Origin of the sequence: Candidatus Similichlamydia laticola (assembly GCF_003339615.1) — a bacterium.
Taxonomy (GTDB): Bacteria; Chlamydiota; Chlamydiia; order Chlamydiales; family Parilichlamydiaceae; genus Similichlamydia; species Similichlamydia laticola.
Genome location: NZ_QQBG01000008.1, coordinates 57,477 through 70,699 on the forward strand (window position 1 = coordinate 57,477; position 13,223 = coordinate 70,699).

The following is a 13,223-nucleotide window of genomic DNA, read 5'->3' on the forward strand; positions in this document are numbered from 1 at the left end:
ATAGAACGTGGCACCAGAAGGCATTAGGCAATCATGCCTTCTGTGATTTTCACTTTACTTCTTTCTTCTTTCGAATCCCGGATAGTCAACGATGTGTTTGACCCTCTTTTTCTTTTTTTTCTGGGTTTTGCGCTCATAAGCTTCTGCCTCGGCAAGATATCTCTCCGTCTCTTCAGAAAGCTCAGCTGAATCTTCTGTCTCCGTTTGAGAATCTAATAAATCAGGTGCATCCCATTCAATGGGATGTGGAGCATTTGGCTCATCTTCCTCTATAGGTGTTTCAGGAGGGTGAGGTTTAAGGGTTTCAAGAAAAGAGATGATCGCTTTGCAGAAAAAAAGATAAAAAAGGGCAAGGAGAAGGAGGATAAGTAAAATTCTCCACCGAAACAGGTAGAAAAAAGACATCACAGTCCGGTGAACTCGCCCTGTTTCAGTAGAGAGCTTAAGAACGACTTTTCGTTTCCAAATAGACAATCCAAGCCAGTTTGGTTTAAAGGGCACGACCTTCTTTCGTTTTAATTGGAAGGAAGAGATACGTGAGCGTGCTATATGAACCGACGCAGATCTGGAGAAGGAAAATAGGACTTGTTTAATACTTGTTATCATTAGTTCCGATTGTGCTAACTACAACCAAAGTCTTCCCCTCTTAACAAACAAAAACCGATTCGACAAGGTGCTTTTTAATTGGAAAGGAGTTTAGAAAAAAAGCGAACTCACGTTTTCTTTGTCTAGATAGGAAAAACTAAGGACAGTTTCGCAGGTCAAGTGATTTTTGACCAAAAGTTTGGGGTGGAACTGTATTACTCGAGATGAGAATCGCCAAAAGGATTGAATTCAGAAGGATATTCTTCAGTTTCAAAAGGATTTAGTTCGGGAGGGTATTCAACCTTATCTGAGGAAGACTTAAAAATAGCCTTGAGAAGAGAGGGTATTATTTCGAAAAAAAGAAGAAAAAAAAGGGCGATAAAGAAAAGACCGAGAACGAACTTTCTGCAAAAAGCCCAAATAGGGAAAAGGAAATCCTGAAAGAAACCTGCCGTTCCAGATGTTCTTCGGGATGAGCCGTGGCTCCAAATCATAGAGTGCATAGGCTTTCTTGCTAGTCGAATAACGGTACGTAAATTCGCAGCAAAATTTGATCCAACCCTTGGGGAATAGGATAAAAGCCTTCTAATATTCATTGTGATAACCATGTCCAGTTCGATAAGCATTTTCTCTATAAGCATAGAGAGCTCGATTCAAATGTAGGTGTGAATCTATCTGAGATGAAGGGAGTTTAGCAAATAGAGAGAATTCTCGTCTTGTTCATCCTAGATAGCATGGATCTATCTGTCATTTTGTCGCTAAAATTCTGCTCCTAGGCCATCTTTGTCTGGATGAAATTGGTCAAAAGCAGTTTGGATTTGCTCTAATGCAACGTGCGTATAACGCTCTGTTGTTGAAATGTCGGCATGTCCTAGGAGCTCTTGAATCACTCGAATACTAGCTCCGTGAAGGAGGAGATGCGTAGCAAAGCTATGTCTAAGACGATGAGGAGATAAAGTTTTCGAACAGTGACAAAGAGAAAGTTGACGAATACGTTTCCAAGCTTGGTCTCTTGTCAAGCGATTTTGTCGTTGGTTAAGAAGGAAAGCATCTGTCTTTACAAAAAACTCTTTTCTTTTGTCCAAATATAAAGCAAGTTCAAGTTGAAAAGCGCTCTGGATGGGTACAAGGCGTTCTTTTTTTCCTTTCCCATGTACATGTAAGAACTCTGCGCGAATATCCCCTAAATTTAGATAACATGCTTCTGAAACGCGTAAGCCGTGCCCGTAAAGGAGGTGAATTAGCATTCTATCCCTTAAAGAAAAGAGGGTGTCTTTTTCGCAAGCTTCTAGTAGAGAAAAAGCATCTTCGACACTTCCGAAGGTAGGCAATCTATCTCGAACAATTGGCACAGTGAGGCGCTCGGGCGGCGTCTTGCCTTCTCCCTTCCAAAGTTGTTCTACTTTCAAGAAGCGCCAGAAGGCCCGTAAAGAAGCTACTTTTCTTTTCATAGATGAGGCTAGAAGTTTTTTCTGTATTTCTTTCAAAAAGAGATGAAAATCCTCTTGAGAAATGTTTTCTAGCGAAGAAGCTTGAGTCAGGGTAAAAAATTGCTTCGTATCCGAAATATAGGCTTTCTTAGTTTCGACAGAATAACCTAACTCTCTCAGAAGAAAGTGCCCAAAATCGAGAAGAAGATTGTCAAGGTCTTGATTTTTCAAATGAGATTGAGAGCTCGAAGATCTTCTTTCAAGCATTGGTTCTCAGATTTCTCTAAAGCTCCGCTTCCATGTAACCATTTGAGGTAGGAAGAAGGAACCTCCGTTAAAGGCTTGCCTTGATGCCTCCCAAAAGGCATGATCCCTCTATTCGTTTTGGAAGGTCCAACTTCAGTTAATTTCCGAAGAACAACATCGATAGAAAGATCTCCGATCAAATCAGAAAAAATTTCAGAAAGTATGATCACGTCATCGAGGGCACGATGTGCGCGGTTTTCGGGAATACCAAATGTTTCTCTCAGAAACTGTAAAGAATGACGGGGGAGGTCTGGTCTATAGGCTCTAGCCCATTGTATGCTGTCAACGGTTGGCCACTTGGGCCATGATAGACCAGAACGTATCAGTTCATTCTCAATAAAGGGAAAGTCGAACTGTTTCCCGTTGTGTGCAATAAGGACAGGGGAACCTAGTTCTTCGCAGAAAAGAAGGAAATTAGCACCGACTGAACGGAAAGAGGGTGCCTCAGCTACCATGTGATCGTAAATGCCATGAATGGCCGAAGATTCAGGTGGGATAGCTTGCCCAGGGTGGACAAATGAAGTAAACTCCCGCTTCGTGTTTGGACAAAGAGCGGCGATTTCAACGATTCGGTCTTCAGTGATGTTTAGGCCGGTCGTTTCGATATCAATAAAAACAGCGTTCAAGCCCATAATCCTTCTCTGGTTGGGAGTTCAACCCGAATACAGACCTTTTACAGTAGGAGGCATTTTGTCCACACTGGTTCTTGATTTTTCCTCGAAGAATTTTGTGTGCGCTGTTTGTTATGAGGGCAAAGTGATCAGTGGTGGTCTTTTCCCGCAGAGTCTTATATCGGGAGACCAAATCCCTAATCAAATGTTTCGCGTGGTCGGAAAAGTGTCTCTATCGCGCATTGTCCTCGGAAATGGCCCTGGGTCTTACACTGGAGTACGCCTTGCTTGTTCTGTTGCTCAAGCATTCGGCTACTGCAAGCAGTTACCTATTTTTCCAGTTTGTAGTCTCAAAGGACTGCTTCCTCAGGAACAAACTGCTGAAGAATATCTTCTCATTGCTATGGCTGGACGGTCGCGGTATCATGGAATTTGCTTCGATGCACGCCTGCGTCGATGGGGTCAACCAGTTGTCTGCTCTTGGGAAGAAGTAGAACGCATTCTTCGAGAGCGGCAGCTTGTGGTTTGCTCTTCTTTCTCGGGAACTTTTCCACCGTCCACCACCTGGCAAAGGGTCGAGCTTAATCCGTTGATGTTTGTTCGAGAAGCATGTTCCATTGGCTTCTACCCTAGGGATCTCTATAATGGGCTCGAGCTGCTCTATAACCCCGATTCACTCGCTTTTTAAATTTCCACTGGGCATGTGCATCGTATGGTTGAAACTTTATTTTTGACCTCTTTAAGATCGGTTTGGAGTCGGGCAAGGTTAATGGTTGATGAGGACGTTTTAGGACATGGCGGCTTATGCCCTGTGAGGGACATGGCCTTGCTGGGTGGCTGTTTTCTGAACAGTGTATCGTGTCTTATCTCGGGTTTTTCGTGTTTTTAAGAAGGAGATTCGGTTCGGAATGTCATATGTGAAGTTGCGCCCAGGGGACTCCCTGGACAAGGCCTTGAGAGCTTTGAAGAAGAAGTTGGATAAAGAGGGTGTCATGAAATGTGCTCGGGCGCGTCGTTTTTACGACAAACCTTCTGTAAAAAGGCGAGCAAAGGCTAAAGCGGCTCTCAAGTACAAAAGATAGGACCGATTTGAGGTCTTTTCCGATAACACGTTCTACCCCTGTGATCTATGAGTGATTATTACGATTTGTTGGGCATCTCTAGAACAGCTTCCGAAGAGGAAATCAAAAGAGCCTATCGGAAGCAGGCCGTTAAGTATCATCCAGATAAGAATCCAGATGACCCTGCGGCGGAGAAAAAGTTTAAGGAAATCTCTGAAGCCTATGAAGTTCTGAGTAGTCCTGAAAAGCGCCAAATGTATGACAGATATGGGAAAGAAGGAGTCAATTCCGGCGGTTTAGGAGACGCCGGTTTCGGTAATTTCTCTTCCATGGAAGATGCCCTTCGCACCTTTATGGGTGCTTTTGGAGGAGGAGGAGAGTCCCTTTTTGACTTGTTTGGTGGCGCAGGAGAGATGCAAGCTCAGCAAAGGAGATGTCCAGATAAGAGGGTTTCCGTTTCCATTTCTTTCGAGGAAGCTTTTCGGGGTGTGAACAAAACTCTTGTCGTGAATGGTTGGATCCCTTGTGCGAGCTGTTCAGGCTGTGGAGCTGAATCCAAGTCTGACATTCGGGCGTGTACGACTTGCAATGGGACAGGACAAACCATTCAGACACGTGGCTTCTTTACCATGGCCATGACATGTGGCCATTGTCGAGGGGAGGGGAAGCGCATTCTGAAGAGCTGTCGAGCGTGTTCTGGACATGGGCGTGTCAAGGAGACTCAAGATGTTCGGTTCCATATCCCTCCTGGTGTCAGCTCTGGTGTGCGGTTGCGCGTGGCTGGATTTGGGGATGCCTCTCCTGGAGGTGGGCCAAGGAGCGATCTGTATGTCGAAATCGATGTTCGACCACATGAAGTCTTCTCGAGAGAAGATGATCATTTGCTTGTAACTTTGCCCCTTACCTTTGTGGAAGCCTCCTTAGGATGTGAGAAGGAGATTCCTACTTTTTCGAAGCTGTGTCGTTTGAAAATTCCTGAAGGAACTCAAAGCGGGAAGCAGTTCTTCGTTAGAGGACAAGGGTTCCCTCATCTTCAAGGTCGGGGGGCAGGTGACCTGAGGGTTAATGTTGTTGTTGAGACACCGCAAAACCTTTCATCTGAACAAAAACAACTTTTGCGACAATTCGGAGAAATATCCCAATCAGAGCAGACTCCAGACTGCTCCAGATTTTGGAAGAGGATCAAAAGCTTTTTCGGCTCTGGAGAGTAAGGAGACTGTGCTTCTTTTTTGTCCTCTTGCGTCTGGTTCTAGGGGAAATGCTTACTATCTTCGTTCTGAGCATTTCTCTCTTCTTATTGATGCTGGGTGTAGTGGAAAAGTTTTGGAAGAGAGGATGCGTTCCCTTGTGCCTGAGCCCAGTCTTTCTTTAGATGCCATCCTCCTGTCGCATGAACACTTTGACCACATTTCCGCTCTTGCACGTTTTGCCTTTCATCGACACACTCCCGTTCTGGCTACGCCTAAGACGTGTCACGCCGTTATTCTACAATATGGAAAAGTCTTCCCTTCTGCCAAACTGTTTGTTCCTGGTCTGCCGTTTACTCTTTTCAATTTAGATATTACCCCTTTTTCTATCTCTCATGACGCTGTTGATCCTGTTGCTTTTCGTATCGACGTTATTGGCCTTGATCAACCTGTTTCGATAGGCATCTGTACTGATTTGGGATTTGTCTCTTCGAGTGTTGTCAAGCATTTGGAGGGTTGTACTCTTGTTGTCGTGGAGGCCAATCACGATCCTGAATTGGTTATGAAAAGTAGTCGACCTTTACCCTACAAAAAGCGTGTCTTAAGCAAACAAGGTCACCTATCGAATGAAGAATGTGCTGATCTTCTCGAACGAATCATGCACCCCGGATTAGAAAGAATCTATCTTAGTCATCTTTCCGAAGAGTGCAATAGTCCCGAATTGGCTCTACAAGTTGTTCGATCCAGGTTGGCTAACACTTCTTTTCAGGGAGAAATCTGTCTTGCCCCACAGGAAAGCTGTGCTTTAGCCTTTAGACTTGGATGAGCGTCTCTTTACCGGAGCTGCTACTTCAGGAACCGTCTCTAAGACCCTACCTTGGGCTCCAAGGATGATCTCGTCTTGCTGATTGGTGAGGCGAATATTAGCCAAGCGTCTCGAAAGTTCTTCTAATTGAGAAAGAGAAGACTGTGTTTTTTGAGTGCTCTTGAAGTTAGTGACGAACTCGTCTTGTGAACCAAACTTAGCGGAGAAGGTGACCTCAGAAGCCGTGTTGAATTCAGGGACATACAAAAAAGAACAAATAGCAGGGGGGAGTGTAGAATAAATATCCGCACTAGCAGGTTTTTCTACCTCAACTTTGACGATTTGCTTAGGAGGACGACCTCTTTTAGGCCGAGGATTTAATGCTTCGCTAGAGTAGTAAACTTGAGCTTTTGCTCGGAGAGCTTGCCGAACCTCATTTAAATCTTTGGGTGCTTTCGCATTAAAAAGATGTCTCTTAATCTTTTCAATTACTGTGTTAGAAAGGTCTAGGTCTTCTTCAAAAACAAAGTTAAAACCGTTTTCTCTTAACCATTCCGTAATCCTGATACGGAATTTGTCTTGGTAATACTGTTGCCATTTCTCATGCTCTGCATGATGGTCCAATAGGAATTCCAAAAAGTTTTCCCGTGGGTCCCGTGACCCTAAGATATCAAGCAGCTTCTCTCGGGTGTCAATATCGTAGACTTTTTCATGGATGAACCCTTCCATCAGTTTTTTCTGCTCATAAAAAGTCAACTTAGGAATCAAGTAATACCGCTTGGAAGGTTTTTGTAACTCGAGAAGCAGCGCCTCAATCTCCTCTTGGTCCTTATCTAAGTCCATGTAGATAATAAAACCCTCGACACGGTCGAGAAAGTAATCCCGTTCATCATCAGATTTGGCAAAGGCGTCCATCAGACGATTGAAGCGCAGAATGAGGGGATTTTGAGCCTCTGGAAAATCTGATTGTGGTGGCTGAGTCTCTTCTTTCTTTTTTGGTGCTTTCTTCTTTTTCGTTTCAGGATTGGTCATGTCTCAAGCCCCCGTACGCTTTCAATTTTGCGACTTAAAAAAAGGTTGAAGAGGCAAATGGTCCGAAACAATCTGATCAATTAAGCCAAATGCTTTTGCTTCTTGTGCAGTCATCCAAGTATCTCGATCAAGTGATTTCTCAATCACTTCACGCGATTGCTTTGTTGCTGTCATATAGAGGTCAATCATCGTCTCTTTCGTCTTACGTATTTCACGTGCTTGAATTTCAAGATCTGTTGCCTGGCCCGTGACTGTGCCCCAAATGGCAGGTTGATGGATCATAATTTTGGCTTGAGGCGTGGCCCATCGACTCCCTCTCGGAGCAACAAGACTTAACATGGATCCCATAGAAGCAGCCAGTCCCGTGACGAGAGTTGTGATAGGAGAAGAGATAAGTTGCATCTGGTCCCAAATAGCTAACCCTGCTGTTACAGAGCCTCCAGGACTATTGATTACGAATAAAATAGGCTTTCCCGGTGAGGAGATTTCAAGATGCCAAACACGATGGATCACTTCACGAGCAGAGTCTTGGTCTACTCCACTATGCAAGAAGACAATACGCGATCTAAGAAGGGAGAGCTCGACAAGATCCGTAACACGAGAGGATCCTTTTCTCTTAGATTCGCCTTCTTCTTCGTCCTCTGCTCTTAAACAATTCCAAATCTCATGCATAAAAGAATGGTCCATCTCTTGATCCTCTTTATCGATCATGCTCTGGAGAAAGTCTAGAGATATGGGAATAAAGGGGGAAGGAAGAGCACAAAACATTGACTTGTTCACGCACACTTTTGGCGGTTTGTTCTTCTACTTTGACATGACCTTCGACACAATGGGTGCCTTTGAGAACATGCCAAATTAAATCCCCAATTATTTCCATCTCTCCTTTTCCTAATCCCCTTGTTGTTACGGCAGGTGTCCCGAGGCGTATTCCACTTGATTCAATACCTTTGTCTCCAGGAAGAAGATTATTATTAGTAATCAGTCCACACGATTCGAGAGCTTCTTGTGCTTGCGTGCCAGATAAGTCAAATGCCTTCCTTACATTCAAGACGAGCAAATGGTTGGAGGTGCCCCCTGTATAAAGCGGTAATCCATGATAGAGTAAACGCTCAGAAAGACTTTGGGCATTCTCTAAAACTTTTTCACAATATTCCCGAAAACTTGGCTGTAAAGCTTCTTGGAAAGCAATGGCTTTTGCTGCCATGACATGAGGAAGAGGGCCACCCATCATTAAAGGACAAGCCTTTTCAAGAAATTGAGAAAAGGGGGACTTGGCTAGGATGATGGCTCCTCGAGGTCCCCTTAGGGTTTTATGTGTTGTAGAAGTCAATATATCTGCATAGGGAAGAGGATTATAAGGGCCCTCGAGTAAGCCAGAAACAACCAGACCAGCAATGTGAGAGACATCTGCTAAAAGAACTGCAGAACATTTGTCAGCAATATCCCTGAGCCGCTGAAAATGAAGGTGTCTTGGGTAAGAAGTAATGCCAGCAACAATAAGAAGGGGCTTCTCTTTTAGGGCAAGAGCTTCCAGTCGGTCATAATCTATGGAGTCATCTGCTTCAACAGAAAAAGAAACAGCTCGAAAAAGTCTGGAAGAGAGATTTCTTTTTAATCCGTGCGTAATATGCCCCCCATCAGAGCAAGAAAAGCCCAATAAAGTCTGTCCGATGAACCGGGTCCGCATCTTTTCAAATAGTTCCGGAGGAAGTGTGTTAAGTGTATATTTCGTGTTATGATTGCGGTTCAGCTCTTCAAGGGTTGGAATTTCAACTTTTGCCGTTAATGCCACCATATAGGCTAAAAGGTTGGCATCGCTGCCACAGTGAGGCTGAACACTACAAGCCTCAAAGCCTGGGAACAGACGCATGAGCCTCTCCTCAGCAAGAGCCTCAAGGGCATCAATATTTCTGCATCCACCGTAGTAGCGTTTCCCGGGAGATCCTTCTGCATATTTATCGGATAGCCATGTTCCCATCGTTAGAAGAACGGGAAGGGAAGTGTAATTTTCAGAAGGAATAAGGCGTAACGTCGTGCGTTGTTGTTCAAGTTCCTGGTCCAGGATAGAGCAAATTTGGGGGTCAGAGAGCCCAATAGCTCCAAGTTGATTGAGGATACAAGATGATTCCATCTGCTCTCTTAAAGCGCATGCCACTTTGTTTTCTTGATCAACTGCAGGTGTGGTACGTGCCAAGGGAAAGACCCTCCTTATAATCTCAAGTTTTAACAAAGACCCGGGTAGCGCATTCTATACTGGAACGGTAACTATTGGGTAGGTTGAATCTCTGAAAGAAATTTGTTAGCAATTGGCCGCACGATGTACCTCATGATAAAGAAGAACCAGTAAAGAATTGTCATGAGAACGGAAACGGGTGGAGCTGTCGTCAGAAAGACAACTTGGAGAAGACCTGCAAACGATGTCAAAATATCCAACGTAAGTTCGGTAAGTTTGAACTTTAATTCTCTGTTCAGAATAGCAAGAACGAAGGCACGGTCGCTCTGTACCAAATTGGCCAATTCTTCTTGTGACTTCCCTCGTAAAACCTTTGGATTTGTTTTTATTAAAATTTTCTTTAGTTTTTGGAGAGTCTCTGGAGAATCCATTCCCAAAGTCCATTCTTTTTCTAGGCGTTTAAGTTGTATCCACTTTTTTATGCAGAAAATCATAGATGGACAGTAAATGAGCAAATTTTTCACAGAAATGAAAGCGATGATGGGATGCATGATTTCTTTCGAAATGAAAGTAGCTGTATCGGCCGTGTGTGGTAACAAAACACGGATAACTACAGCTAGGGTATTGATAAAAGAAGCCAAGGTAGAAAGAATTTCACAGATGGATTGAAAGGCTAAATAGGCAATTCGGTACTGAGGAATTTGAGCCGCTCTTCCTCCGATATGGACAATGTCACGTATAGAAAGCTTATGAGCAACATTTTCATGTCTGCTTTTCCATCGTTTAAATGCAATAACCTTCTCGATTAATTTGCACGTGTATGTCCTTTTCAGAAAGTCTATTCCGGCTAGTTTGACCCTTTCTAGTATGGAACGGTTTTTTATTGTTTCTCTGTTTGGAGAAGACGACACAGTGGTGGGTAGTCCATCGGGAGGGGGCAGAGGGTTGTTCATAATAATTGACTCACGGTGGGGGAAGTATTTTTTTTACAATGTAAAGCGCAATGGTTTGCATAATGACGAGGGTCCATTGAAGTAGAATAAAGAAGGGGGAAAGAGAGGGCCACACACAGATGAACAGCAAGTGAATAGGTGTGATCAGAGCAGAAACGACTTGACGGGCGAGACGAACTAATTGTAAATCGTTACTACGTTCAACCTTGCGAGCGACTTGTCCAGGATCATCTTTCAAAAGCTCTTGAAGCCTCTCTTCCGTCTCAGCAATCTCCTGCAACAGCTCTGAGTTATACTTGGCTATTTCTACCAGGAGATGACGTAAGTTTTTCTCTTCTACCTCTGTAGCCGTGTTGTCTTTAAAGGATTTGACGATCTTGTTCAGACGATGAGCACGTTTTAAATTGCTCAAAAAATTTGGGACTGTAATCGAAAAGGTATTCAAGTAAAGGGCTATCCCAAGAGGTCTCATGGATTCTTTATAGGAAGAAACCGTTATAAGTACCGCCTTGGGAAAATGCTTAGCTAAAAATTGAAAAACATCGAAGAGAAGGATGAAGAACTGAAATAAAGCAAAAAGAGCTTGCGTCCCGTGAAAAACAAGTTTCATGGCCAAGTATTTTTTTTCTCTTTTGAAGGGATAAATAGCCCCTTTTTCTCTTAGCTGAGAAATTTCCTGTTCATTGAGGCAGTTTTTGCATTCCAAAAGGGTTCGAAAAAAAATAAGGCCGTGCAGGTTAAAAAGGAAATGGCTTATGGACATTCGAATCTTTGTCTTAACAAAGTCCTTTGCCTCTTTTAGACACTCCCAGGTCCTTGTTTTCTCTAGGACAAGAGAAAGTGACAGAAGTTTCTGCTCAACTGAAAGAGTCGGTCGCGTTTTAGAAAGATCGGTATTGTTTGTCATCTGTGCGATTCAGTTAGAGCGTTTTTAAGAGGATGGGAGGCATAAAGGGAGGAAACCGGTAGGGTAGAGTTGTTTTTTTCTAATTGATTCTTTCGAAACAGGATTAGAAAAGGGGTATATTTTTCTCGATAGAGAGGCATCTTCCAGCATTGAAATCCGTGGGGTTGTTCAACTTTTCTATTAGATTCAAATAGCAGCACCTGTTAACTTTTGCTACCCTGCTTACGGTGTGTATGGTGTTCGTTTAGGTTTGTTATGCTCGATGCTCTGAAAAAAATTATTAAAATTCAGGATCTCGACTTAAAGATGATCCGTCTTATCCGCCTCAAAGAGGCCAAGCACCAAGAGCTCCTGGCCTTGCTCAAGCTAAAACAAGGCATTGAAGGGAAACTTTCTGTCTGCCAAGGGGAGATCGAGACCATTAAGCAGGAGCTCAAGAGGTACAACAGGGAGATCGCTGAGTTCGTTAAAAAGATGGAGAAGCTCGAAGAGCATCAAGATTTGGCAAAACGAGTTGAGGATTTCAACGCTTTAGCCCAAGCCATTACGCAGTTACAAAGAGAGAAGTTGCAGACAGAGCAGAAGATTACCGTCTTGACGGAGAAGAGACAGGTTGAGCAGGAAGCTGCTGATTCGATGGAGAAGACGCTTCAGGAGATCAATATCAATTTGCAATCGATGGAAGAGGACATCTTGCGTTCTGTCTCTCAAATCAATGAGGAGGGACGCACTCTTAAGACGGAAAGGGAGAAATTAGCTGCCTCGGCATCACCTGAGATCCTCCCCTTGTATGAACGCCTTATTCGACATAAGGGAGATAGTGTCGTCGTTACGATCGAGAATCGGGCTTGCAGTGGTTGTAATATCCTCGTTACAGCTCAACATGAGAATCTTGTGCGGAGAGCTGATCGTGTTGTCTTTTGTGAGCACTGTTCTCGAATCCATTACTGGCAAGATGTTGAAGAGAGCGTTGATCTTCTTTCCACAAAGAAACGTCGACGGCGTATTCAGTCTGGTGTATAGTCCGGCCCGTGCGCTGGGAAGGAAAGACTGTCGCCGGGCGGGCCTGAAGGCCCGCCGGGAGGAAAGTCCGGACTTTAGGAGGAACGGTACCAGTTAATGGCTGGGGGTCGTAAGACCACGGAAAGTGCAACAGAGAGCATTCCGTTCATGGGGGGTTACCCCCGTGAATAAGGGTGAAAGGCTTACCGTGAAGACGGTGAGAGGACGGGCAGTAATGTTCGTTTCGAGCAAACCCTACTGAAAGCAAGGCTCCTTGTTTCATAAGGATCAGAAAAATCCATGCCTCCTTGGATGATCCTTTAGGAGCTGCTCGAAGATCTTGGTGACAAGGTCTCTAGAGGAATGACAGTCCGACTCCCTTGGGAGTCAGACAGGATCCGGCTTATCTTCTTCGCAGTGCACCTTTTTATTTTTTTGTCTTTTTTCCCTTTTGGTCGGCTGTCCATTCTTCGAAGGTCCCAGAAAAAGCCGTGACTTGTCTGTTTTCGATAGAGACGATTTTCGTTCCAACAGACTCAATCAGGTCTCGGTCGTGGGAGGACACAACGACGGTCCCTTTATAGTCTCGTAAAGCCTGTGCCAGGGCTACAACTGACTCAATATCCATATGATTATTGGGCTCATCTAGAATGAGTAAGTTATGTTCCTGTAGGGTCATGTGGGCTAATACAAAGCGAGCCGTTTCACCTCCTGAAAGAGATCGAATGGCTTTTTGTGGTGTGTCTCCAGAAAATAGCATCCTTCCCAAAGCTTCTCTTAACATCTGGTCTGTGGCGCAGGTGTTATGTTTCCTTAGCCATTCGAACATGGACATGTCCGTATCTTTACCAATTGCATCAAGGTGACTCTGGGGAAAGTAAGAAGGGAGCACGTTGTGTCCAATTTCAAGTTGTCCCAAGGTCGGAACATGGACAGAAGCCAGCAGCTTGAGAAGTGTTGTTTTCCCGGCACCATTGTTTCCAATGACAACAACGCGCTCTCCTCGCAAAATCTCCAAAGAAACATTGTCGAGAACAGTTTCTTGACCGTAGCTATAGGAGGCTTGTTTCAAAAGTAAAACTCGTTCGCCCGAATTTTTTTTGGAAGATTGAAATCGAATATAGGGTCTCTGAATATTGGATTTCTTGAGGACTTCTGGTTGAAGTTTTTC

General features: G+C 44.1%; 15 protein-coding genes and 1 other RNA gene. 6 read left to right on the forward strand and 10 right to left on the reverse strand.

From position 1 onward, the window contains the following. Positions 1-54: 54 nt before the first annotated feature. The 4 genes from HAT2_RS00745 to HAT2_RS00760 all read right to left on the reverse strand — a co-directional run bounded on the left by HAT2_RS00745 (position 55) and on the right by HAT2_RS00760 (position 2,953). The gene (locus HAT2_RS00745) at positions 55-501 is read right to left on the reverse strand and encodes a hypothetical protein (RefSeq protein WP_114544133.1); all 447 of its coding nucleotides are present in this window, start codon (positions 499-501) and stop codon (positions 55-57) included. A 299-nt stretch (positions 502-800) separates the two neighbouring features. Beyond that, a complete protein-coding gene (locus HAT2_RS00750) occupies positions 801-1,211 on the reverse strand; it encodes a hypothetical protein (RefSeq protein WP_114544134.1) in 411 nt (136 codons plus the stop codon). A gap of 132 nt (positions 1,212-1,343) precedes the next feature. After that, complete coding sequence (locus tag HAT2_RS00755; protein WP_181860276.1) at positions 1,344-2,246, reverse strand: tyrosine-type recombinase/integrase; 903 nt, start codon at positions 2,244-2,246, stop codon at positions 1,344-1,346. Next, a complete protein-coding gene (locus HAT2_RS00760; RefSeq protein WP_181860277.1) occupies positions 2,243-2,953 on the reverse strand; it encodes a putative quorum-sensing-regulated virulence factor in 711 nt (236 codons plus the stop codon). The genes HAT2_RS00755 and HAT2_RS00760 overlap by 4 nt, the downstream gene beginning before the upstream one ends. Before the next feature lie 58 nt (positions 2,954-3,011). On the opposite strand from HAT2_RS00760, the gene HAT2_RS00765 reads away from it, so the two are divergent. The 4 genes from HAT2_RS00765 to HAT2_RS00780 all read left to right on the forward strand — a co-directional run bounded on the left by HAT2_RS00765 (position 3,012) and on the right by HAT2_RS00780 (position 6,006). Next, the gene (locus tag HAT2_RS00765) at positions 3,012-3,620 is read left to right on the forward strand and encodes a tRNA threonylcarbamoyladenosine biosynthesis protein TsaB (protein WP_181860278.1); all 609 of its coding nucleotides are present in this window, start codon (positions 3,012-3,014) and stop codon (positions 3,618-3,620) included. Positions 3,621-3,840: 220 nt separating this feature from the next. Beyond that, entirely contained in the window at positions 3,841-4,014 is a 174-nt protein-coding gene (gene rpsU, locus HAT2_RS00770) for a 30S ribosomal protein S21 (RefSeq protein ID WP_114544149.1), read from the forward strand. Between the two features lie 47 nt (positions 4,015-4,061). Then, positions 4,062-5,204 (forward strand): molecular chaperone DnaJ, encoded by a 1,143-nt coding sequence (gene dnaJ / locus HAT2_RS00775; RefSeq protein ID WP_114544138.1) that lies wholly within the window; start codon positions 4,062-4,064, stop codon positions 5,202-5,204. Positions 5,205-5,211: 7 nt separating this feature from the next. Continuing rightward, positions 5,212-6,006, forward strand: coding sequence for an MBL fold metallo-hydrolase (locus HAT2_RS00780; RefSeq protein WP_181860279.1), 795 nt, complete (start codon positions 5,212-5,214; stop codon positions 6,004-6,006). On the opposite strand, the gene HAT2_RS00785 is transcribed toward HAT2_RS00780, so the two are convergent. From HAT2_RS00785 to HAT2_RS00805, 5 genes are all read right to left on the reverse strand, one after another. Continuing rightward, the gene (locus HAT2_RS00785) at positions 5,986-7,017 is read right to left on the reverse strand and encodes a UPF0158 family protein (protein WP_114544140.1); all 1,032 of its coding nucleotides are present in this window, start codon (positions 7,015-7,017) and stop codon (positions 5,986-5,988) included. The two genes, HAT2_RS00780 and HAT2_RS00785, sit on opposite strands and share 21 nt — an antisense overlap. 21 nt (positions 7,018-7,038) lie before the next feature. Next, complete coding sequence (locus HAT2_RS00790) at positions 7,039-7,689, reverse strand: ATP-dependent Clp protease proteolytic subunit (RefSeq protein ID WP_114544150.1); 651 nt, start codon at positions 7,687-7,689, stop codon at positions 7,039-7,041. 28 nt (positions 7,690-7,717) lie between these two features. Continuing rightward, positions 7,718-9,211, reverse strand: coding sequence for a PLP-dependent aminotransferase family protein (locus HAT2_RS00795; protein WP_114544141.1), 1,494 nt, complete (start codon positions 9,209-9,211; stop codon positions 7,718-7,720). Between the two features lie 71 nt (positions 9,212-9,282). Then, a complete protein-coding gene (locus tag HAT2_RS00800) occupies positions 9,283-10,101 on the reverse strand; it encodes a hypothetical protein (protein ID WP_147267454.1) in 819 nt (272 codons plus the stop codon). A gap of 52 nt (positions 10,102-10,153) precedes the next feature. Next, positions 10,154-11,050: a hypothetical protein gene (locus HAT2_RS00805; protein WP_114544143.1), complete on the reverse strand. Its 897-nt coding sequence runs from the start codon at positions 11,048-11,050 to the stop codon at positions 10,154-10,156. 255 nt (positions 11,051-11,305) lie between these two features. On the opposite strand from HAT2_RS00805, the gene cdsZ reads away from it, so the two are divergent. After that, positions 11,306-12,073, forward strand: coding sequence for a zinc ribbon domain regulatory protein CdsZ (cdsZ, locus tag HAT2_RS00810; RefSeq protein WP_114544144.1), 768 nt, complete (start codon positions 11,306-11,308; stop codon positions 12,071-12,073). A gap of 14 nt (positions 12,074-12,087) precedes the next feature. After that, positions 12,088-12,473: RNase P RNA component class A (gene rnpB / locus HAT2_RS00815), an RNA gene on the forward strand. A 6-nt stretch (positions 12,474-12,479) separates the two neighbouring features. Here the strand turns inward: rnpB and HAT2_RS00820 are convergent. Further along, positions 12,480-13,223: ATP-binding cassette domain-containing protein (locus tag HAT2_RS00820; RefSeq protein ID WP_147267455.1), on the reverse strand; the 744-nt coding region annotated here is incomplete at its 5' end.

Excerpts from the sequence above, each read along its gene's own strand:
- HAT2_RS00790 (WP_114544150.1), bottom strand. The coding sequence starts at position 7,689 with ATGCATGAGATTTGGAATTGTTTAAGAGCAGAGGACGAAGAAGAAGGC.
- HAT2_RS00785 (WP_114544140.1), bottom strand. The coding sequence starts at position 7,017 with ATGACCAATCCTGAAACGAAAAAGAAGAAAGCACCAAAAAAGAAAGAA.
- HAT2_RS00760 (WP_181860277.1), bottom strand. The coding sequence starts at position 2,953 with ATGGGCTTGAACGCTGTTTTTATTGATATCGAAACGACCGGCCTAAAC.
- HAT2_RS00750 (WP_114544134.1), bottom strand. The coding sequence starts at position 1,211 with ATGCTTATCGAACTGGACATGGTTATCACAATGAATATTAGAAGGCTT.
- cdsZ (WP_114544144.1), top strand. The coding sequence starts at position 11,306 with ATGCTCGATGCTCTGAAAAAAATTATTAAAATTCAGGATCTCGACTTA.
- HAT2_RS00805 (WP_114544143.1), bottom strand. The coding sequence starts at position 11,050 with ATGACAAACAATACCGATCTTTCTAAAACGCGACCGACTCTTTCAGTT.
- dnaJ (WP_114544138.1), top strand. The coding sequence starts at position 4,062 with ATGAGTGATTATTACGATTTGTTGGGCATCTCTAGAACAGCTTCCGAA.
- rpsU (WP_114544149.1), top strand. The coding sequence starts at position 3,841 with ATGTCATATGTGAAGTTGCGCCCAGGGGACTCCCTGGACAAGGCCTTG.